At 71.9% G+C, this 21,723-nt stretch carries 15 protein-coding genes; 9 read left to right on the top strand and 6 right to left on the bottom strand.

The window, feature by feature from the left end; translation table 11 throughout:
- Positions 1–441: 441 nt before the first annotated feature.
- From dnaA to IE246_RS00120, 6 genes are all read left to right on the top strand, one after another.
- Entirely contained in the window at positions 442–1,887 is a 1,446-nt protein-coding gene (dnaA, locus tag IE246_RS00145; protein WP_189986886.1) for a chromosomal replication initiator protein DnaA, read from the top strand.
- Positions 1,888–2,082: 195 nt separating this feature from the next.
- A complete protein-coding gene (gene dnaN / locus IE246_RS00140; RefSeq protein WP_189986885.1) occupies positions 2,083–3,204 on the top strand; it encodes a DNA polymerase III subunit beta in 1,122 nt (373 codons plus the stop codon).
- A 26-nt stretch (positions 3,205–3,230) separates the two neighbouring features.
- On the top strand, positions 3,231–4,421 hold the full coding sequence (gene recF / locus IE246_RS00135; RefSeq protein ID WP_189986884.1) for a DNA replication/repair protein RecF: 1,191 nt from the start codon (positions 3,231–3,233) through the stop codon (positions 4,419–4,421).
- On the top strand, positions 4,414–6,873 hold the full coding sequence (gene gyrB, locus IE246_RS00130) for a DNA topoisomerase (ATP-hydrolyzing) subunit B (protein WP_189986883.1): 2,460 nt from the start codon (positions 4,414–4,416) through the stop codon (positions 6,871–6,873). Before recF ends, gyrB begins: the two co-directional genes overlap by 8 nt.
- Positions 6,874–7,100: 227 nt before the next feature.
- Positions 7,101–8,447 (top strand): sensor histidine kinase, encoded by a 1,347-nt coding sequence (locus IE246_RS00125; RefSeq protein WP_189986882.1) that lies wholly within the window; start codon positions 7,101–7,103, stop codon positions 8,445–8,447.
- Between the two features lie 118 nt (positions 8,448–8,565).
- On the top strand, positions 8,566–9,270 hold the full coding sequence (locus IE246_RS00120) for a DUF599 domain-containing protein (protein ID WP_189986881.1): 705 nt from the start codon (positions 8,566–8,568) through the stop codon (positions 9,268–9,270).
- 33 nt (positions 9,271–9,303) lie between these two features.
- Here IE246_RS00120 and IE246_RS00115 read toward each other — a convergent pair whose 3' ends face one another.
- From IE246_RS00115 to IE246_RS00105, 3 genes are all read right to left on the bottom strand, one after another.
- On the bottom strand, positions 9,304–9,450 hold the full coding sequence (locus IE246_RS00115) for a hypothetical protein (protein WP_189986880.1): 147 nt from the start codon (positions 9,448–9,450) through the stop codon (positions 9,304–9,306).
- A 67-nt stretch (positions 9,451–9,517) separates the two neighbouring features.
- Positions 9,518–12,214 (bottom strand): bifunctional acetate--CoA ligase family protein/GNAT family N-acetyltransferase, encoded by a 2,697-nt coding sequence (locus IE246_RS00110; protein WP_189986879.1) that lies wholly within the window; start codon positions 12,212–12,214, stop codon positions 9,518–9,520.
- 155 nt (positions 12,215–12,369) lie between these two features.
- Positions 12,370–13,563, bottom strand: a complete 1,194-nt coding sequence (locus tag IE246_RS00105) for a hypothetical protein (RefSeq protein WP_189986878.1) — start codon at positions 13,561–13,563, stop codon at positions 12,370–12,372.
- A 120-nt stretch (positions 13,564–13,683) separates the two neighbouring features.
- Between IE246_RS00105 and IE246_RS00100 the strand changes: the two genes are divergently transcribed.
- The 3 genes from IE246_RS00100 to IE246_RS00090 all read left to right on the top strand — a co-directional run bounded on the left by IE246_RS00100 (position 13,684) and on the right by IE246_RS00090 (position 18,225).
- Positions 13,684–14,538, top strand: a complete 855-nt coding sequence (locus tag IE246_RS00100) for a substrate-binding periplasmic protein (RefSeq protein ID WP_189986877.1) — start codon at positions 13,684–13,686, stop codon at positions 14,536–14,538.
- A 12-nt stretch (positions 14,539–14,550) separates the two neighbouring features.
- On the top strand, positions 14,551–16,158 hold the full coding sequence (locus IE246_RS00095) for a sensor histidine kinase (protein ID WP_189986876.1): 1,608 nt from the start codon (positions 14,551–14,553) through the stop codon (positions 16,156–16,158).
- A 105-nt stretch (positions 16,159–16,263) separates the two neighbouring features.
- The gene (locus IE246_RS00090; protein ID WP_189986875.1) at positions 16,264–18,225 is read left to right on the top strand and encodes a transglycosylase domain-containing protein; all 1,962 of its coding nucleotides are present in this window, start codon (positions 16,264–16,266) and stop codon (positions 18,223–18,225) included.
- Positions 18,226–18,250: 25 nt separating this feature from the next.
- On the opposite strand, the gene IE246_RS00085 is transcribed toward IE246_RS00090, so the two are convergent.
- The 3 genes from IE246_RS00085 to IE246_RS00075 all read right to left on the bottom strand — a co-directional run bounded on the left by IE246_RS00085 (position 18,251) and on the right by IE246_RS00075 (position 21,655).
- A complete protein-coding gene (locus IE246_RS00085) occupies positions 18,251–19,450 on the bottom strand; it encodes a multidrug effflux MFS transporter (protein ID WP_189986874.1) in 1,200 nt (399 codons plus the stop codon).
- Between the two features lie 223 nt (positions 19,451–19,673).
- Positions 19,674–20,399 (bottom strand): M48 family metallopeptidase, encoded by a 726-nt coding sequence (locus tag IE246_RS00080; RefSeq protein WP_189986873.1) that lies wholly within the window; start codon positions 20,397–20,399, stop codon positions 19,674–19,676.
- A gap of 47 nt (positions 20,400–20,446) precedes the next feature.
- Positions 20,447–21,655: a multidrug effflux MFS transporter gene (locus IE246_RS00075; RefSeq protein ID WP_189986872.1), complete on the bottom strand. Its 1,209-nt coding sequence runs from the start codon at positions 21,653–21,655 to the stop codon at positions 20,447–20,449.
- Positions 21,656–21,723: the final 68 nt, after the last annotated feature.

The raw sequence follows: 21,723 nt of genomic DNA, 5'->3' as shown, positions 1-21,723 counted from the left end.
AAAAAAATTGGTCATCTAACGGCCGAGTCTGTTGCGTCGGCCAGGGGGGGCGAGTAACTTACCGGCCTTGGCGCAAACCGGTGGTTACTGCAAGTCGTAAAGGAAAAAATGCAGTACTCACGCGATGCGTTTGTGCGAAATCTTACGATGGTCTGGGTATCGTCTGCGTTCCGGCCCTGTAGTCTATAGGTTCCGGCGTTGACGGGGCGGTGCGGCGCGAGCTGCGTCGAACGGGGCAGGTTTGTACATGGCTCGGCGTCGAACGGGGGGTTCGGCTCGGGTTCCAGGCCGGTCGGAGACAAGGGAACGGGCGGACGCCCGGGAGACGCGAGGGGCGAACTGTGACAACGGACAATGGCTTGGGGAGCCAGACCGGGGACGTGCGGAACAATCGTGGCGCGGCGGGCAACGCCGCCCAGACCCGAGAGGGAGGCACGTGGGATGTTTGATCGCGACGGCGGGGCAGAGCTTGCGACCCGTTGGGCGCGAGTGCGGGGGCGCTTGCGTGCCGAGTGCGGCGAGACCGTTTATCGGAACTGGCTGCGATCGCTGACCCTGGTGCGCCGGGACGGCTCGACGGTGGTGCTGTCGGTGCCGAGCCGGGTGGTCCGCGACCGGGTCACCAACCAGTACGGCGACCGGCTGCGCGCCCTGTGGAGCGACGAGGATCCGGCGGTGCAGACCGTCGAGGTCCTGGTGTCCGCCGGGGCCGGGGCGGTTGCCGAGGCCGGCGCGACGGCGTCCCGGGCGGCAGTCCGCCCGCCGGCGGCCCGGGTCGCCGCCGACAGGCGCGCCGAGGACGAGCCCGAGGACGCGGCGCCGGAGGCACCGGTGGTGCTCCGGGCCGTCGAGCCGACCGAGGCGCTGAGCGCGCCGCTCGACCCGCGCTTCACCTTCAACAACTTCGTGGTCGGCAAGCCGAACGAACTGGCGTTCGCGGCGGCGCGGCGGGTGGCCGAGAGCGAGACCGTGCCGTTCAACCCGCTGTTCCTGTACGGCGGGGTCGGACTCGGCAAGACCCACCTGATGCATGCCATCGCCTGGAACCTGCGGGAGAAGCATCCGCAGCGGCGGGTGCTGTACATGTCCGCCGAGAAGTTCATGTACCAGTTCATCCGGGCGCTGCGCTTCAAGGACACGGTGGCGTTCAAGGAGCAGTTCCGCTCGGTCGACGTGCTGATGATCGACGACGTCCAGTTCATCAGCGGCAAGGACTCGACCCAGGAGGAGTTCTTCCACACCTTCAACGCCCTGGTGGACCAGAACCGGCAGGTCATCATCTCCGCCGACAAGTCGCCGAACGACCTTGACGGGCTGGAGGAACGGCTGCGCTCGCGGCTCGGCTGGGGGCTGGTGGCGGACATCCACCCGACCACCTACGAGCTGCGGCTCGGCATCCTGCAGTCGAAGGCCGAGAAGCTGGAGACCGCGATCCCGCCGAAGGTGCTGGAGTTCCTGGCCCACAAGATCTCCTCCAACGTCCGCGAGCTGGAGGGCGCGCTCAACCGCATCGTCGCGCACTCCACCCTGGTCGGCCGCGCGATCACCCTGGAGAGCACCCAGGAGGTCCTGCACGACCTGCTGAAGGCCAACGATCGGCGGATCACCATCGAGGAGATCCAGCGCAAGGTCGCCTCGCACTTCAACATCCGCATCGCCGACATGCACTCGGCCCGGCGCTCGCGCTCGATCGCCCGGCCACGGCAGATCGCCATGTACCTCGCCAAGCAGCTGACCCAGCGGTCGCTGCCGGAGATCGGCCGCAAGTTCGGCGGGCGCGACCACACCACGGTGATGCACGCGGTCAAGAAGGTCGACGAGCTGCGGGCGGCCGACCGGCATTTCGACGAGGACGTCGACATGCTCCGGCGGATGCTCGAGAGCTGACGCGGGGGCGGTTTCCGGAGCCGTTTCGGGGGTGCTTCCGGGGGCACTTCCGACAGCCTGAAAACTGGCCCTGCGGCGGGCGTTTCGTGCTATAAAATCCGTGACGATTCGCCCCGTGACGGGTATGCCTTTCCGCCGCCCTTCGCCGGGCGGCGGAGGCGTCCCCGAGACCATCCGAAAGGCCCGAGCGAGCCCATGAAGATCACCATCGACCGCGCGGCCCTGCTGAAGCCGCTCGCCCACGTCCAGAGCGTCGTCGAGCGTCGCAACACCATCCCGATCCTGGCCAACGTGCTGCTGCGTGCCGGCGACGGGACGCTGTCGCTGACCGCCACCGACATGGACCTGGACGTGGTCGAGAGCGTCGGCTGCTCGGTCGACCAGGCCGGCCAGACCACGGTGCCGGCGCACACCCTGTACGAGATCGTCCGCAAGCTGCCGGACGGCTCGGAGGTGGAGCTGACCGCCAACGGCGACAGCGGCCGCATGGCGATCCGGGCCGGGCGCTCGAACTTCTCGCTGCCGACCCTGCCGGTCGAGGAGTTCCCGGCGCTGTCCGGCGACACCCTGCCGACCGGCTTCGTGCTGTCGGCGGCCGACGCCAAGACCCTGATCGACCGCACCCGGTTCGCTATCTCCACCGAGGAGACCCGCTACTACCTCAACGGCATCTTCCTGCACGAGACCAAGGCCGGCGACATGCCGGTGCTGCGCGCCGTCGCCACCGACGGCCACCGGCTGGCGCGGGTGCAGATGCCGCTGCCGGCCGGTGCCGCCGGCATGCCGGCGGTGATCGTGCCGCGCAAGGCGGTGCAGGAAATCCGCAAGCTGATCGAGGAGACCGACGGCGACGTCCAGGTCTCGCTGAACGACAACAAGCTGCGGGTCGCCTTCGAGACGACGGTGCTGACCACCAAGCTGATCGACGGCACCTTCCCGGACTACGAGCGGGTGATCCCGTCCGGCAACGACAAGCTGCTCCGGGTCGAGAGCTCCAGCTTCAAGCGCGCGGTCGACCGGGTCGCCACCATCTCTACCGAGAAGTCGCGCTCGGTGAAGCTTAGCCTGGCCAGCGGCACGCTCACCCTGTCGGCCAACAGCCCGGACAACGCGCAGGCGACCGAGGAAGTCGACGTCGACTACGGGTCGGCGCCGATCGAGATCGGCTTCAACTCCCGCTACCTGCTGGACATCGCCGACCAGATCGACGACGGCAGCAAGGCGGTGTTCGCCATGGCCGACGCGGCGTCGCCGACCGTGGTCACCGACGAGGGCGACGACGGCGCGCTCTACGTCCTCATGCCGATGCGGGTGTGACCGGCCGCGTGACCGCCCGACCCCTCATGGCCGAACCGTCGGCCGGCCCGGCGCCGCGCCGGCTCGCGGTGCGTCGTCTCAGCCTGACGCGGTTCCGCAACTACGCCGCGGCGACGCTCGATGTCGACGGCCCGGCGGTGGTGCTGGCCGGGCCGAACGGCGCCGGCAAGACCAACCTGCTGGAGGCGGTGTCGTTCCTGGCGCCCGGCCGCGGCCTGCGCCGCGCCCGGCTGTCCGATGTCGACCGCGCGGTGCCGGGCGAGCCGGCGCCGGATACCGCCTGGGCGGTGGCGGCCCGCCTCGACGGCAAGCTCGGCGAGGTGGCGATCGGCACCGGCCGCGACCCGGAGGCCGAGGGCGAGCGCCGGCTGGTCCGGATCGACGGGGTGCCGGCCAAGAGCCAGGCGGCACTCGGCGATCACGTCACGGTGTCCTGGCTGACCCCGGCGATGGACCGGCTGTTCCTGGAGGGGGCGTCAGGCCGGCGCCGGTTCCTGGACCGCCTGGTGTTCGCCTTCGACCCGGAACACTCGACCCGGGTGAACGGCTACGAGCACGCCTGGCGCGAGCGCAACCGCCTGATCAGGGACGCGGTGCGCGATCCCGCCTGGTACGCCGCGCTGGAGGAGACCCTGGCGGCGTCCGGCGTGGCGGTCGCCGCGGCCCGGGCCGCGCTGGTGGCCCGGCTGAACCGGGTCTGCGCCGGGACCGAGGCACCGTTCCCGGCCGCCGCCCTGCGGCTGGACGGCACCGTCGACCGCTGGCTCGAGGAGGCGCCGGCGCTCGACGTCGAGGAGCGGTTGCGGGCCACCCTCGCGGCCGGGCGCCGTCCCGGCGCGCCCGAGGCCGAGGGACCGCACCGCAGCGACCTGGCGGTCCGGCACGTCGCGAAGGACATGCCGGCCGAGCGCTGCTCGACCGGCGAGCAGAAGGCGCTGCTGGTCGGGATCGTGCTGGCGCACGCCCGGCTGCAGGCGGTCGACGAAGGGGCCGCGCCGATCCTGCTGCTCGACGAGGTGGCGGCCCATCTCGACGACCGCCGCCGGGCCGCGCTGTTCGAGGCCGTGCTGGCGCTCGGCGGGCAGGCCTGGCTGACCGGGACCGACCGGGACGTGTTCGCCCCGATCGCCGACCGGGCGCAGATTTTGGAGGTGACGGACGGGCGCCTGGCGCCGGCCGGCATCGTCGGATTCCGAGGAGAGACATCCAATGGCTGACGAGATCCTTCCCGAGGACGCGTCCCCGGACGGGAGCGGCGGATCCAACGGCTATGGCGCCGAGTCGATCAAGGTGCTGCGCGGGCTCGACGCCGTGCGCAAGCGTCCGGGCATGTACATCGGCGACACCGACGACGGCTCCGGCCTGCACCACATGGTCTACGAGGTGGTCGACAACGCCATCGACGAGGCGCTGGCCGGCTACTGCGACGCCGTCAGGGTCACCCTGAACGGCGACGGTTCGGTCACGGTGTCCGACAACGGGCGCGGCATCCCGGTCGACATCCACGCCGAGGAGGGGGTGTCGGCGGCCCAGGTCATCATGACCCAGCTGCACGCCGGCGGTAAGTTCGACCAGAACTCCTACAAGGTCTCCGGCGGCCTGCACGGGGTCGGCGTGTCGGTGGTGAACGCGCTGTCGGAGATCCTGGATCTGCGGATCTGGCGGGACGGCAGGGAGCACTTCATGCGGTTCCGCCACGGCGAGCCGGAAGCCGACCTCGCGGTCGTCGGCCCGTCGGGCCAGACCGGAACCGAGGTCACGTTCAAGCCGTCGGCCGCCACCTTCACCATGGTGGAGTTCGACTTCGCCACCCTGGAGCACCGGCTGCGCGAGCTGGCGTTCCTGAACTCCGGCGTGCGGATCGTGCTGACCGACGAGCGCACCGCCGAGCCGAAGACCGTGGAGATGTTCTACGAGGGCGGCCTGGAGGCCTTCGTGAAGTACATCGACCGGGCCCGGCACGCCCTGCACCCGACCCTGATGATGGGCGGCGAGCGCGACGGCATCACGGTCGAGGTGGCGATGGAGTGGACCGACTCCTACCACGAGACCATGCTGTGCTTCACCAACAACATCCCGCAGAAGGACGGCGGCACCCACCTGGCCGGGTTCCGCGCCGCCCTGACGCGGCAGGTCAACAGCTACGCCCAGGCCTCCGGCATCGCCAAGAAGGAGAAGGTCAGCCTGTCCGGCGACGATGCCCGCGAAGGCTTGACCTGCGTGCTGTCGGTCAAGGTGCCGGACCCGAAGTTCTCGTCCCAGACCAAGGACAAGCTGGTGTCGTCCGAGGTCAAGCCGGTGGTCGAGAGCATCGTCGCCGACAAGCTCGACCAGTGGTTCGACGAGCATCCGGCCGACGCCAAGCGGGTGGTCGCCAAGGCCTACGAGGCGGCGGCGGCGCGCGAGGCCGCCCGCAAGGCGCGCGAGCTGACCCGCCGCAAGGGCGCGCTCGACATCGCCAACCTGCCCGGCAAGCTGGCCGACTGCCAGGAGCGCGACCCGGCCAAGGCCGAGCTGTTCCTGGTCGAGGGCGACAGTGCCGGCGGCTCCGCCAAGCAGGGCCGCGACCGCAAGACCCAGGCGATCCTGCCGCTGCGCGGCAAGATCCTGAACGTCGAGCGGGCCCGCTTCGACAAGATGCTGTCGAGCCAGGAGATCGGCACCCTGATCGCGGCACTCGGCACCAGTATCGGGCCCGAGGAGTTCGACATCTCGAAGATCCGCTACCACCGGATCATCATCATGACGGACGCCGACGTGGACGGCAGCCACATCCGCACCCTGCTGCTGACTTTCTTCTTCCGGCAGATGCCGGAGCTGCTGGAGCGCGGCTACCTGTACATCGCCCAGCCGCCGCTGTACCGGGTCAAGCGCGGCAACGAGGAGACCTACCTCAAGGACGACCGGGCGCTGGAGCGGTTCCTGATCGACGAGGGCACCAAAGGGGCGGTGCTGAGCCTCGCCTCCGGCGCCCAGATCGCCGGTACCGACCTGGCGACCCAGGCCGAGCGGGCCCGCCAGGCCAAGCACCTGATCGAGCCGCTGGCCCGCCGCCTCGGCAGCAGCATCCTGGTCGAGCAGGCGGCGGTCGCCGGCACGCTCGGCACCGGGCTGCTGGCCGATGTCGAGCAGGCGACCGCCGCCGCGGGGTATCTCGCCCGGCGGCTGGACGCCCAGTTCGAGGAGCACGAGCGCGGCTGGTCCGGGCGGTTCGAGGAGACCGAGACCGGGCCGGCCCTGGTGTTCGAGCGTACCCTGCGCGGCGTCACCGAGCGCTACCGGCTCGACGGCGCCTTCCTGAAGACCCCGGAGGCGCGGGCGCTGGACGAGCGGGCCGGTGAGCTGCAGGAGCTGTTCGCCAAGCCGGCGACCCTGGAGGCCAAGGACGGGCCGCGCACCGTGTACGGCCCGGTCGGCCTGATCGAGGCGGTGTTCGCGATCGGCCGCAAGGGCCTGACGGTCAACCGCTACAAGGGCCTCGGCGAGATGAACCCGGAGCAGCTCTGGGAGACCACGCTGGATCCCGACCGCCGTACCCTGCTGCAGGTCAAGGTCGCCCACGCCGACGAGGCCCAGGAGGTGTTCTCGACCCTCATGGGCGACGTCGTCGAGCCGCGCCGCGAGTTCATCCAGCAGAACGCCCTCAAGGTCGCCAATCTCGACGTCTAGGCCACGCGGCCGCCTCGTAACCATGCGTTAACGTCGGCATTCCACAATATCGTCCGGCTCCCGTCGGCGGGATACTCGATGCCGACGGAGCCGGGCGTTGCAGGGCAGTGCCGGACACGGGTTGCGCCGGGTGGGACGACGGTATGGCTGCAGGACTGCGGGACTGGTTGGCGAGGCATCGGGTCGCCGCGCCCGCGCCGGGATGGCTCGCGAGACCGCCGGTGCGGATGGCCGCGGTCGTCGGCCTGGCGGTGATCTTCCTGACCCTGATCACGCTCCACGACCAGGAACTGCGGCGCGAGCGCAACGCCCACGCCTATCTCCTGACCAACAACAACTGGGCGGTCGGCCAGCTCGCCTACGAGCTGGAACGGTTCCTGGGGTCGCTCGACCGATTCATGCTGGGCGAACCGGACACCGACCGCGAGGCGCTGTCGACCCGGTTCGAGCTGCTGTGGAGCCGGATCCCGGTACTGCTGCACGGCGACCAGACCCAGGAGGTCCGCAAGGTCGCGGGCGCGGCGGAGCTGCTGGACGGCCTGATGGCGACGCTCCGGTCGCTCGATCCGGAGGTGGCGGCGCTTCGGCGCGGCGACCGCGACCGGTACCTGAGGATCCACGAGGCCCTGACGGCCTGGCGGCCGGCCGTCCAGAATCTGACGCAGGAGGTCTACTACGGCGAGCACTTCCGTCAGCTCGCGGAGGAGACCCGGGCCGGGTACCGGCGGGCCGAGCTGTACCAGTGGGCGATCCTCCTGGTGGTCGTGGTGCTGACGGCGTTTCTCGGCGCCGAGGTGCTGCTGAGCAGCCGGCGGGCCCGCAACGAGATCGGTGCCAGGCTGGCGGCCGAGGCGGCGAACCTGGCGAAGTCGAACTTCCTGGCGACCGTCAGCCACGAGCTGCGAACGCCGCTGAACGCCATCATGGGGTTCGCGGAGATCCAGGAGCGCCAGATCTTCGGTCCGCTGCCGGAGCGCTATCACGGGTATTCGCGCGACATCCACACCAGCGCCGCCCATCTCCTCAGCGTGCTCGACGCGATCCTCGACATGGCCCGCATCGACTCCCGGCGGATCGTGCTGGACGAGGAGGCGTTCGACCCGGCCGCCGCGGTGCAGACGGCGGTCCGGATGATCGCCGCGGACAGCGAGCGAAACGGCATCACCCTGGCCGTCGACGTCCAGGCGACCGGCGTCTCGCTGTTCGCTGACCAGCGGATGTTCCGCCAGATCCTGCTGAACCTCCTGGCGAACGCCGTCAGGTTCACGCCCCGGGACGGCAGGATCGAGGTCTGGCTGGGGCGTGACGGCCCGGGCCTCGCGCTGCGGGTCCGGGACACCGGGATCGGGATCCCGCCCGAGGCGGTGCCGCGGGTCACCGAGGCGTTCTTCCAGGCCGACCAGTCGCACGCCCGCCGCCACCAGGGTACCGGCCTCGGCCTGTCGCTGGTCAAGGGCTTCGCCGAGCTGCACGAGGGCTCGGTGGCCATCGACAGCGAAGTCGGGCGCGGCACGGTGGTCACCGTCGTGTTCCCGGAAGCGCGGGTCCTGGGCGGCGCGTCGGCCGCGGCCTAGGTCGGCGGTGGATGCACGGTGCCGGCGGTGAAGCTGGCGGGCCGGGGCGGGGTCTGCGATCCTGCTGCCGGCGTGCCGCCGGCCGGCGTCGCGCCGATACCGGACACCGGCGGAACCCATGGCCGACATCCTGACCATCTTCTCGGGGCTCGACCTGCTCGCCTTGGCCCTGTTCCTGCTGGCCTGGGCCGGCTACGAGGGGTTCGTGGCGGTGTCGATCCGGCGCGGCGACAACCTGCCGGCCCGGATGCAGGTCTGGCGCGAGCGCTGGATGCGCTCGGCGGTCGGTCGCGACAACCGGATCCTCGACGTCCAGATCCTGCAGTCGCTGACCGGCAACTCGGCGTTCCTGGCCTCCACCGCGATCTTCGTGATCGGCGGCCTGGCCGCCGCGCTCGGGGCCTCGGCCGACGTGGTGGAGGTGCTCAACGGCTTCGACTACTTCGCCACCACCAGCCAGAACCGGTTCGGCTTCAAGGTGGCGCTGATGATCCTGATCTTCACCCACGCCTTCTTCCGGCTGGCGTGGTCGATGCGCCTGCACAACAACGCCGGCGTGGTGCTCGGGGCGATCCCGCAGCCCGGCGACGGCGACCCCGCGGTCGCCCGGTCGCGCGCGGCGGTGGCGGCCCGCCTGGTCTCGCTGGCCGCCCGCCACTACAACGGCGGCATGCATTCCTATTATTTCGGGCTGGCCGCGTGCGCGTGGTTCCTGCACCCGGCGGGGCTGGTGGCGGCGACCGCCTGGGTGGTCGCGATCCTGTACCGGCGCGAGTTCCGGTCGCGGGCGCACGCGGCGCTGGCGATCGTCGAAGGAGAATGACGGCCGGTGGAGTCCCGCTGGACGGCGCGCCGGTCAGGCGGCCTCGGCGCGCGCCTCGTGGCCGAGGATGGTCATCCGGATCAGGTCGGCGACCAGTCTGAACTCGGGCTCCCGGACGCTGCCGATCTCGGCGCGCGCGGCGATCTCCTCGAGGGACGTCTGCTCGGTCTCCGGCGTCATGGCGGTCTCCTTGCTGCCGACCGACACTGTGCCGAAGGAATCGTAAACGCCGAGTCAACCCAAGTGGTTAACGGCCGCCCGCCGGTGGCGTTCCGAGCCGCAGCCTCAGTTCGGCGATGCCGGGATCGTCCGGCACCAGGCGGCGCTCGAAGCCGAGCTTCTCGCACAGCGCCAGCATGCGCCGGTTCTCGGTCATCACGGTGCCGTGCAGGACGGCGATCCCGCGGTCCCGCGCGTAGCCGATCAGGTCGGACATCAGCCGCTCGCCGAGCCCGCGCTTCTGGCGGTCGGTCCGGACCAGCACCGCGAACTCGGCGGTCTCGCCCTCCGGGTCCTCGGCCAGCCGCGAGACTCCGAGCAGCTCGCCGTCCTCGACGGCGACGAACGCCATCTCGCGGCCGTAGTCGATCTGCGTGAGGCGGGCGGCGGATTCGTGGCTGAGCTGCCGGATCGGCGCGAAGAACCGCAGCCTCAGGTCCTCCTGCGACGACCGCGCCAGCATCCCGGCGATCCCGGGCTCGTCCTCCGGCCGGATCGGCCGCACGCTCACGGTCGAGCCGTCCTCCAGCACCGCCTGGTGCGCCAGATGGCCGGGATAGGGCCGGATCGCCGGCGGGGCGGCGTCGACCGCCGGGGCGACCCGGATCCGGGCGTCCAGGGCCATGGCGCCCGATGCCCCGGCGAGCAGCGGGTTGATGTCGAGCTCGGCGATCTCCGGGAGGTCGAGCGCGAGCTGCCCGACCCGCTCCAGCACCCGCTGGATCGCCTCCAGGTCGGCGGCCGGCCGGTCGCGGTAGCCGCGCAGCAGGTCGTGCACGCGGGTCTGGCCGATCAGGTCCTGGGCCAGTACCGAGTTCAGCGGCGGCAGGGCGATCGCGCTGTCGCGCACCACCTCGACCTCGACCCCGCCCTTGCCGAACAGGATGGTCGGCCCGAACACCGGATCGCGGTGCACGCCGACGATCAGCTCGTGGGCGTGCGGCATCGCGGCCATCTCCTGGACCGTGAAGCCGTCGACCGTGGCACCGCCGCTGCGCTCGGCGACCGTCGCCAGCATGGCCTCGGCGGCGGCCTTCACGGCGGCGTCGCCTTCCAGGCCGAGCCGGACCCCGCCGACGTCGGATTTGTGGCTGATCGCACGGCTCAGGATCTTCAGCGCCACCGGCCCGCCGATCCGCCCGGCGGCACGGCCGGCCTCCGCCGGGGTGGCGGCCGTCAGGGTCCGGACGACCGGGATCCCGTAGGCCTCCAGCACCTGGTCGGCCTCCGGCTCGGTCAGCATCTCGCGGCCTTCGGCGGCGACCGCGCCGAGCACCGCGCGCGCCGCCTCGACCGCCGGCGCCGTCCACTCGTGCAGCGGCTGCGGGGTCTCCATCAGCAGGGTCTGGTGGCGGCGGTAGCGGACCAGGTGCATGAAGCCGCGCACCGCCTGCTCCGGCGTCTCGTAGCTGGGGATCCGGGCCTCGGCGAACATCCGGCGGGCCTCGGCGGCGGCGCCGTCGCCGAGCCAGCTGGTCAGGACCGGCGGTCGCGGCCGTTTGGCCCCGGCCCCCCTGACCACGTCGAGGGTGGCGCGCGCCGCCTCCCGGCTGTCGGCGATTGCGGTCGGGCAGTTCAGCACAAGGACGGCGTCGGTGCCGGGGTTCTCGAGCACCGCGGCGACCGCCTCGGCGTAACGCGAGCCGGGCGCGTCGCCGATGATGTCGACCGGGTTGCCGCGCGACCAGGTGGCCGGCAGGCAGGCGTCGAGCCGCCCGATCGTCTCCGGCGTCAGGGTGGCGAGGGTGCCGCCGGCGTCGGACAGCGCCTCGGTCGCGAGCACCCCGATGCCGCCGCCGTTGCTGACGATCGCCAGCCGGTCGCCGACGATCCGCGGGCCGTAGGCCAGGGATTCGACGGCGTCGAACAGCTCGTCCATCGAGAACACCCGCAGCATGCCGGCCCGGCGGAACGCCGCGTCGTAGACCGCGTCGGAACCGGCGAGCGCGCCGGTATGCGAGGCGGCGGCGCGTGCCGCCGCGGCGGTGCGGCCGGACTTCACGACGATCACCGGCTTGGCTCGCGCCGCGGCCCGGGCCGCCGACATGAACTTCGGCGCGTGGGTGATCGACTCGACGTACAGCAGGATCGCGCGGGTCTTGGAGTCGGCGAGCAGGAAGTCGAGCATGTCGCCGAAATCGACGTCGGCCATGTTGCCGAGCGACACCAGGTGGCTGAACCCGATGCCGCGGTGGGTGGCCCAGTCCAGCACCGCGGTGACCACCGCGCCGGACTGGCTGACGAACGCGATGTCGCCGGACTTCGGCTGCATGTGCGCGAAGCTGGCGTTCAGGCCGATGCCGGGGACCAGGATCCCGACGCAGTTCGGCCCGACGATGCGCATCAGGTGCGGCCGGCCGGCGTCCAGGATCGCCTGTGTCAGCCGGCGGCCCTCCTCGCTGCGGGTCTCGGAGAAACCGGCGGTTATCACCACGGCCGCCTTGGTGCCGCGCCGGCCGAGCGTGTCGACGATGCCGGGCACGGTCTCCGGCGGCGTGCAGATCACCGCGAGGTCGGGGGCGAACGGCAGGGAGTCGACGTCCGGGTAGGCCAGGGTCGCGCCGATCGCGGTAGCGTGCGGGTTGACCGGCAGGACCGGCCCCTCGAAGCCGCCGGACAGCAGGTTGCGCGACAGCACCCGGCCGACCGAGCGCTCGCGGTTGCTGGCGCCGATCACGGCGACCGAGGCGGGATGGAACATGCGGTCGAGGTTGCGGATCGACATGGCTCGCCTCGCTCTCCCAAGCGCTGGCCGGCCGCGTCCGGGACCGGCGATGTTGCGTCGCAACATGAGAGGCCCGGCGCCGAACCGCAAGCCCGGCGCGCGAGAAAGTTCGGCGATCCGCCGGCCGTCCGGCGCGGCGGTGCCGGCCGTCCAGGCTACACGATCACCCGGCCGAGAATATCGAGCAGCGGCTTGAGGGTCTCGGCCGTCATCCGCCGGCCCTCGGCGTTGCGGGTGCGCTGCTCCCACACCGAGACGCCGTGGTTGAGGGCCGAGATCGACGCGGCGATGTCCCAGAACAGGGTGCTGGAGTCGCGCAGGAAGTCGATGAACGGGCGGGCGTCGCCGCCGCGCACGAACAGCTCCTCGTAGCCCTGGTTGTACAGCCGCAGGATCTCCGAGCTGTTCTGCAGGTGGCGGGCGAGCGCGCCGGCGACGTCGCGGGCGGACTCGGCCAGGGCCTGGCGCAGGTCCGGCTTGACGTAGTCGGTCGGCGTCGCCTTGCCGTGCAGCCAGTCGGCGAAGCCGAGCAGCGTTCGCTGGCTGCGCTTGTACTGGAACTCGTAGTACGTGACGCCCTTCCAGGAGTAGTAGATCTCGCCGGCCTGCCGCGGGTCGACCCGGAACGCGTCGGTGATCGGCTTCAGGTAGTCGAGGTCGCGGGCCTCCCAGAGCTTCATGATGAACTGCTCGCTGGTCTGGGCGGCGTTCGGTGCGGACGGATCGACCACGCGCTCGGTGATCGGCCGGAACTTGTTCAGGATGTAGCGCTTGATGTCCTGGAACTCGGTCTCGGAGATCGAGAAATAGGCCTCGGGCACCGCCATGTCCTCGAGGGCGACGCGGTCCTTCAGCAGGAACGGGTCGAGCGACGGAAGGTCCTCGATCAGGTCGAGCAGGCGCAGGTCGCGGCGCACGGCGTCGCTGTCGGCACGCGCGTCGAAGCCGGTCGCGTCCAGCAGTGCCTGGAAGCGGCTCCGGCCGCCGAGCTCGAAGCTGGCGCCGCCGTCGCCGATACTGTCGGCATCGTACGGGACGTAGACCACGGTCGCGATGTCGCCCTTCTCGACCCGGACCCTGGAATCCAGGGTGATGGTCCGGAGCTGACCGTTCTCCAGGATCTCGGCCGACGTCGTCAGCGGCGACGACGGCGGCGGCGCGTACTCCTTGGGACGCTTGACGAACACCACCCGGTTCAACGCGCGGTGGCGGAACAGCAGCCGTTCGGGCGGCGGGGCGCCGGTCGCGCGGGCCTCCTCCTCGAGCCGGCGGGTGATCTCCGCCGCGTTCAGGATTCGACTGGCGCCGGAATTCAGGGTCTCGCGCAGCGAGTGGTCGACGTCGGACATCGGGTCGGCGACCAGATTGTGTTCGGCATGAAACCATGCTTTCACACCGTGGTGTGCGCTGCAACGGGCGCCGAGCCGGTCGACGAGCCCCGGGGCACCGGCCGCGAAGAGGGGGAAGCCATGGCATCGACGGGGGGCGGCAGGGTGCGTCGACGAACCGTGCTCGGCTTCGCCGCGCTGGCGGCCGCCGGTTTCGGGGCATCGCCCGCGCTGGCCGGGCCGCCTGCCGTGTTCGAGGGCCGGCCGACCCTAGTGATCGTCTACGAGACCACGCCGAACCCGCCGCGCCACCTCGGTGTCGGGACCGCGATCGACTGGGACAGGCCGGGGCTGACGGTCGAGCTGCTGAAGCGGGTCGGCGAGCGGCTGCAGGTGAACCTGGCGTTCAAGCGGGTGCCCTGGAAGCGCGGGCTGCTGATGCTGGAGACCGGCGAGGCCGACGGCATCTTCCATTCGAGCTACGTCGCCGAGCGCGAGTCGATCGGGGTCTACCCGAAGACCGCCGCCGGCCGGCCGGACCAGGGCCGGGCGCTGTTCAGCCAGTCGTACTCGCTGTTCGTCACCAGGGGCTCGACGGTCACCTGGGACGGAACCGCCATCGGCGGCCTGGCGGGCCGGCCGGTCGGCGCCACCGCCGGCTACTCGGTGATCGCCGACATGGAGCGGCTCGGCGTGCCGGTCGAGCCCGGCCGGGCGCCGGAGCTCAACCTGGCCAAGCTGGCGCAGGGGCGGCTGGCCGCCTGCGCGGAGCTCGAGAATCTCGCCGGCGAGATCATCCGGCGCGACCCGGTGCAGTACGCGTCGGTCGTCAAGCTGGAGCCGCCGCTGGTCACCAAGCCATACTACCTCATGCTGTCCCGCCAGTTCCTGATGCGCGACCCCGGCCTCGCCAATGCCGTCTGGAGCGCGATCCCCGAGGTCAGGGCGTCCCGCGGGTTCCGCGAGCTGGAGACGCTGTATGCCGATGGCGGCTGAGGGATGACGCGGATGGGCATGGAGGGCGGGTCCGGCGATGCCGGCGTGGTGCGCCAGCCGGTCACCCGGAAGCTGTTCCGGGCCGCGTTCCTGCTGTATCTCGGCGCCGCCGTCGCGATCACCGCGGCCTTCGTCGCGGAGGCGTGGCTGTCGGCGCGCGGCGACCTCAAGCGCGAGTTGTCGATCTACCGGCGGATCCTGGAAGAGGCCCTCGCGGCTCCGCTGTGGTCGGTCGACATCGAGGCCGCCCGGGCGATCGCGGTCGGCATGCTGGAGATTCCGGAGATCGCCGGGGTCCGGATCGTCGACCACACCGGGACCCGCGAGTTCGTCGCGGTCGGCCAGGAGACCCGGCCGACGGGCTGGCTGGGAGGGCCGATCACGGTCGAGTTCCCGATCCGCTACCGACACGCCGTCGGGCTCGACCTGGTCGGACGGGTCGCGATCGCCGCCTCGCCCCTGACCGTGGCGGAACGCCTGCAGTGGCGGATCACCCTGATCGTGGTCGCCGCGGTCCTGAAGACCGCCATCCTGTGGATGATCTTCCAGCACCTCGGGCGTTCGATCCTGGCGCGCCCGCTGACCCGGTTGACCCGGGCGGTGCGGGCTGCCGGCAGCGGCCGCCTGGAGCCCGTGGAGTTCGACGCCGCGACCGCCTCGGCGGCGTCGGACACCGAGATCGAGGCGCTTCGCGACGCGTACAACGAGATGGTCGCGTCGCTGCGGCGCAGCCGCGACGAGATCTCAGCGCTCAACCGCGAGCTCGAGGACCGGGTCGCGGATCGCACGCGGGCGCTCGAGGAGCGTGCGGTCGAGCTGTCGGCCGTGGCGGCACGCGCCGACCAGGCGCGCCGGCAGGTGGCGGCGGCCCTCGACCAGGCGCGCCGGGCCGGCCGCGCCAAGTCCGAGTTCCTGGCGCTGGTCAGTCACGAGCTGCGCACGCCGTTGAACTCGATCCTCGGCTTCTCCGAACTGCTCCGCAGCCAGGCCGGCAGCGACCGCTACCCCGAGCGGCTGGCCGAATACGCGGACGCGATCCACAGCAGCGGTAGCCACCTGCTCTCGCTGATCAACGACATTCTCGACCTGTCGAAGATCGAGGCCGGGCAGATGCAGATCCACCCGGAATGGCTCGATCCGGCGGCCGCGGCCCGCACCGTCGTCGAGCTGATGCGCGAGCAGGCGGTACGCCGCGGCCTGACGCTGGAATGTCGGGTCGACCCGTCGATCGGGCCGCTCAAGGCCGACCCCCGGCGGTTCCGGCAGATGCTGATGAACCTGCTGTCGAACGCCGTGAAGTTCACCGGGCCGTCCGGCGCCGTCGCGGTGGAGGCCCGGGTGACGCCCGACGGCTGGCTGGCGGTCTCGGTGGTCGACACCGGCGTGGGCATGCGCCGGCAGGACATCGCCCGGGCCCTGGAGCCGTTCGGACAGATCGATCACCCGGCCACCCGCAGCCAGCAGGGCACCGGCCTCGGCCTGCCGCTGGTCGCCCGGATGGCGCATCTGCACGGCGGCCGCCTGACCGTCGACAGCACGCCCGGCGTCGGCACGACCGCGACCGTCTGGTTCCCGCCGGACAGCCGCCGGAATCCACCGGAGGCGCTCCGGCAGGCCTAGCCACCGGCACTCCCGGCTGGTTCTCGAATTTGGTCATTTTCATAGATTTTTCACCTACTTCAACGTATCGTTTGAAGTAGTGCATAAGAAACTGGGAGCGGGGTTATGACCCGCACTACCGCTGCCGGCCGTCGGGCGGCCAAGCCGCCCGGGGCGGGTTCCAGGAGCGGCAAGGCCAAGCGGTCGACGGCCGCGGGACGCCCGCGGCGCGGCCGCCCGCCGGCGGCGCGGTCGCTCGCCGGCCGGGTCCTGCGCGCCGGCCTGCTGTGGAGCGCGGTCGCCGGGCTGTGGGCGCTGGTGGCGGTCGCCGGCGTGCTGGCGTGGCAGGCCTACCGGCTGCCCGACATCGGCGACCTCGACCGCTACACGCGGGCCGGTGCGGTTCGGCTGGCCGGCGCCGACGGCCGGATGTTCGCCTCGTTCGGCCCGATCTACGGCGACCCGCTGACGGTCGACCAGCTGCCGAAGCACCTGGTGCAGGCGGTGATCGCGACCGAGGACCGGCGGTTCTACGACCATCCGGGCGTCGATCCGATCGGCCTCGCCCGGGCCGCCTGGACCAACCTGATGGCCGGCCGCGTCGTGCAGGGCGGCAGCACCCTGACCCAGCAGCTCGCCAAGAACGTCTTCCTGACCCCGGACCGCAGCATCGAGCGCAAGATCCAGGAGCTGCTGCTGGCGTTCTGGCTGGAGCGCACCTTCGGCAAGGACGAGATCCTGTCGATCTACCTGAACCGGGTATACTTCGGGGCCGGCGCCTACGGCGTCGACGCCGCCGCCCGCAAGTACTTCGGGATCCCGGCGACCCGCCTCGACCTGTCGCAGTCGGCGCTGCTCGCCGGCCTGCTGAAGGCGCCGAGCCGCTACAACCCGGCGGTCGACCCGGAGCGCGCCGGACGCCGCACCTCGGTGGTCCTGGCCAACATGGTGGACGCCGGCTACATCGACCAGGCGACGGCGCGGGCAGCCGCCGCCCGGCCGATCGCCATCGCCGGCCCGGCCGGGCGCGGCAGCGGGCCGCGCTACTTCGCCGACTGGGTCTACGACAGCCTGCCCGACTTCATCGGCCGGCCGTCGGGCGACGTCGAGGTCGCCACCACGCTCGATCCCGGCCTGCAGGCGATTGCCGAGCGGGCGGTCGACGAGGGGCTGGCCGCCGCCAGGCACGGCGCCGGGCTGCAGGCCGCCCTGGTGGCGCTGGACCCGGCGACCGGGGCGGTCCGGGCGATGGTCGGCGGCCGCAGCTACGGCGACAGCCAGTTCAACCGGGCGGTCCAGGCCCGCCGCCAGCCCGGCTCGGCGTTCAAGCCGGTCGTCTACCTGGCGGCGCTGGAGGCCGGCTGGGCGCCGTCCGACCCGGTCGACGACGCCCCGATCCGGATCGCCGGCTGGGCGCCCGAGAACATCGACGGCAAGTTCGACGGCCGGATCACCCTGGCCCAGGCCCTGGCCCGCTCGCGCAACGCCGCCACCGTGCGGCTGCAGGAGGCGGTCGGCCGCGGCCGGGTGCGGGCGCTGGCCGATCGTCTCGGCCTGTCCGGGCCGCTGCCGGACGGGCCGAGCCTGGCGCTCGGCACCGCCGAGGCCAATCCGCTGGAGATCGCCGGGGTCTACGCCGCCTTCGCCAACGGCGGTCGGGCGGTGTTCCCGTTCGGGGTGTCGGCGGTGCGCGACCGCGACGGCCGGGCGCTGTACGAGCGCTCGGGCTCCGGCCTGCCGTCGGTGGTGTCGGCCCGGTCGGCCGCCGCGCTCACCGACATGCTGGCCGCGACGATCGCCTCGGGCACCGGCAAGGCCGCCCGGCTGGACCGGCCGGCCGCCGGCAAGACCGGCACGACGCAGGACTACCGCGACGCCTGGTTCGCCGGCTACACCGCCGACCTGGTGGCGGTGGTGTGGGTCGGCCGGGACGATGCCGGCGCCATGGACAAGGTGACAGGCGGCGGCCTGCCGGCGGATGTCTGGAAGCGCTTCATGGCGGCGGCGCACAAGGGCTGGCCGGCCCGGCCGCTGCCCGGCCTGCGGCGTTCCCCGGCGGAACCGGTGGAGACCGCCGGGACCCGCTGATCGACCCCGGGACCCGTTGCCCGGATCAGCGGCGCTCGCGCACCGGCCAGACGATCAGCCGGAAGCTCAGGAAGGTCAGCAGCGAGGCCAGCGCGATGCCGGTCGCCATCGGCCGGGCGGTGCCGTCGAAGGCGTGGCCGATCGCCATGCCGACGGCGGCCGCCACGCCCATCTGGCTGAAGCCGAGCAGCGACGAGGCGGCCCCCGCCATGGTCGGGAACGGGCCGATGGCGCCGGCCTGGCAGTTCGGGAACACCAGCCCGACCCCGAGCATGGCGACCACCTGCGGGATCACCACGGTGGCGACGGTCGCCTCGCCGGCCCAGGCGAACCCGGCCATCGCCAACCCGGCCGCGGTCGAGATCGCCGCGCCGGTCAGGATCAGCCGGTCGATCCCGACCCGCCTGCCGAGCCGGCCGGAGGCGAAGGTGCCCGACATGTAGCCGATCACCATGGTCGCGAAGCACAGGCCGTACAGGTCGGCGCTGAGGCCCACCACCTCGATCAGCACGAAGGCCGAGCCGGAGATGAAGCAGAAGATCACGCTGTAGCAGGCCGAGATCGTCGCCACGTAGCCGACGTAGCCGCGGTGCGACAGCAGCGACCGGTAGCTGAGCACCAGGCCGCGCACCGAGGTGGCGTGCGGGTTGCGGTGGGCGTTGGTCTCGTCCAGCAGCAGCAGCACGCCGACCAGGGCGAGGCCGGAGAACGCGGTCAGCACCCAGAACGTCGCCTGCCAGCCATAGGCGACCTGCAGCCAGCCGCCGGCGATCGGCCCGATCGCCGGGGCCAGCGCCATCGCCGTGCCCATGTAGGACAGCACGGTGGCGGCGCGCTCGCGGCCGTAGACGTCGCGCACCACCGCGCGGCCCAGCACCGGCCCGGCGCAGCAGCCGACCGCCTGCAGCACCCGGGCGCCGATCAGCCATTCGATGGTCGGCGCCAGCGCGCAGGCGACCGATGCGACCACGTAGACCGCGATGGCGCCCAGCAGCACCGGCCGCCGGCCGAACCGGTCGGACAGCGGCCCGTAGGCCAGCATCGACACCGCGAACGCCACCAGGAAGGCGCTGAGGGTGAGCTGCACCGTCGGCACGTCGGTCCGGAAGTCCGCGACCAGCGCCGGCAGCGACGGCAGGTACATGTCGGTCGAGACCGGGCCGAACGCGACCAGCATGGTCAGCAGGGCGGCGACCGCGACGGAATCGGGGCGGGGACGGTTCATGGATGCGGCCTGAGCGTGAAAGGCCACCCCGCTTACGCGGGGATTGCCGCCGGCGCAAGGATTGTGGGGGCGAGGCGGCCGGTGGGTCCCGGATCGACCGCGCCAGGGCGGCGCGTCCGTCAGGGGTGGTGGGCGAGATCTTCGATCGTTTTCGGACGTCATCCCGGCCGAAGCCGAGCGAAGAGCCGGGACCCACCGGCCGCCGCGGCGCCCGAAACTTCGGTTATCCGTAGGCGTGCAGCCTGCCGCCGTGGCGCTTCAGCCAGGCGCGCTCGGTCTCGTAGCCGGGCATCAGCCGCTCGACCAGCCGCCAGAACCGCGGCGAGTGGTTCATCTCCACCAGGTGCGCCGCCTCGTGCGCGACCACGTAGTCGAGCACCGACTCCGGCGCCAGCACCAGCCGCCAGGAGAACGACAGGTCGCCGCGCGCCGAGCAGCTGCCCCAGCGCGAGGCGGTGTCTCGCACGGTGATCCGGCCGACCCGGCGGTCCAGCGCCTCGGCGTGGGCCCGGGCGCGCGGCCCGATCGCGCGGCGCGCCTCGGCCTTCAGGAAGTCGGTGACCCGCCGGGCCAGGTGTTCCGCCTGGCCGGCGGCGTGCAGCTCGGCCGAGCCGTCCGGGTCGACCAGCCGCCAGGCCCCGCCGCGCTGGTCCGGGCGGTGGCGGATCAGGTGCGGCACCCCGAGGATCGGGATCTCGGCGCCGTCGACGAAGCCGATGCGCTGCGGCAGCCGGGCCAGCCGGACCCGCAGCCAGCCGAGATGGCGGCGCGCGAAGTCGGCGCCGACCTCCGGTGCCACGCCGTCCGGCAGCACCAGCTCGGGGCCGCCGCGGGCCGGGTCGACGCGCAGCAGCATGCGCCGGGCGCGGGCGCTGCGACGGGTCGGCAGCCGGAACTCGGTACCGTCGGTGTCGGTGATGACGATCGGGGCGATCGGGGCCGCGGCCATGGTCCCGTAAGGGCTGGAGACGATGACGGGAGTCTAGCCGATTCGCGCTATCGCGTCCCGACGGTCGGACGCGGCAGCAGGACCTCCTGCGCCAGGAAGCACAGCAGGGCGCAGGCGAGGAACACCGCGCCCATGACCAGGTAATGGTCGCCGTCGATCCGGCTGACCGCCAGCGACGCCAGCACCGCCGTGCCCATCTGGGTGAACCCCATCAGCGCCGAGGCCGAGCCGGCGATGTAGGGGAAGCCCTGCAGGCTGCCGGCCATGGCGCTCGGGATGCCGATGCCCATGCCGAACAGGAACAGCACCATCGGCGCGATCACCCCGGCAGTCGACAGGTGGCCGGCGAGCGGGAAGGCCAGCAGCAGCACGCCGCTCGCCAGCACCACGATGGCGCTGGCCCGCACCATCCGGCGGATCCCCAGCCGCGGCGCCAGCCGGGCCGCGGTGATGCTGCCGGACAGGAAGCCGAACACGTTGAACAGGATCAGCAGGCCGTAGGCCTGCGGCGACCAGCCGAGCTCGGTCATCAGCACGAACGGCGAGCCGGTCTGGTAGGCCATCAGGCAGCCGAACATGCCGCCGATGGTCAGGATGTAGCCGCGGTAGCTGCGGTCGCGCAGCAGCTTGCCGTAGTTGCGCAGCATCGGCACCAGCTGCAGGGCGTCGGGCACCTTGCCGCGCGTGGTCTCGGGCAGCCGGGCGACGGCGATGGCCGCCAGCACCAGGCCGACGATCGCCAGCAGCACGAAGTTCGAGCGCCAGCCGAACAGCGCGTGCAGCTGGCCGCCGATCGACGGGGTGACCGCCGGCGACAGCGACATGGCGAGCGCGATGTACGACATCACCTTGGCGGATTCCGCGCCTTCGGTGGTGTCGCGGACCACCGAGCGCGACACCACCTGGCCGGCGCAGGCGCCGAGCGCCTGGAAGAACCGGAACACGATGAGCTGCTCGACGGTCTCGGCGACCGCGCAGGCCGCCCCGGCGACGGTGAACACCGCCAGCCCGACCAGCAGCGCCGGGCGCCGCCCGAACCGGTCGGTCACCGGCCCCCAGACCAGCTGGCTGACCGCGAAGCCGGCGACGAACATGGTCAGCGTCAGCTGGACCTGCCCGACCGTGGTGTGCAGGGCCTCGGCCATCGACGGCATCGACGGCAGGTACAGGCCCATGGACATCTGGTTGAGCGCCACCATGAAGGTGAGCAGCGCGATCGAGCCGGGGTGGGTGGCCCGGAAGCTGGCGGGTGGCATGGGGAAGCCCGGATGAGTTCCCAGAGGATATAGGGCGCCGATTGTTGCGGTGCAACAAAGGTTTCGCC

It is taken from the genome of Thalassobaculum fulvum, from assembly GCF_014652915.1.
Taxonomy (GTDB): domain Bacteria; phylum Pseudomonadota; class Alphaproteobacteria; order Thalassobaculales; family Thalassobaculaceae; genus Thalassobaculum_A; species Thalassobaculum_A fulvum.
Note: the sequence above shows the minus strand (reverse complement) of the source record. Positions and strands in the feature narration are given on the sequence as shown.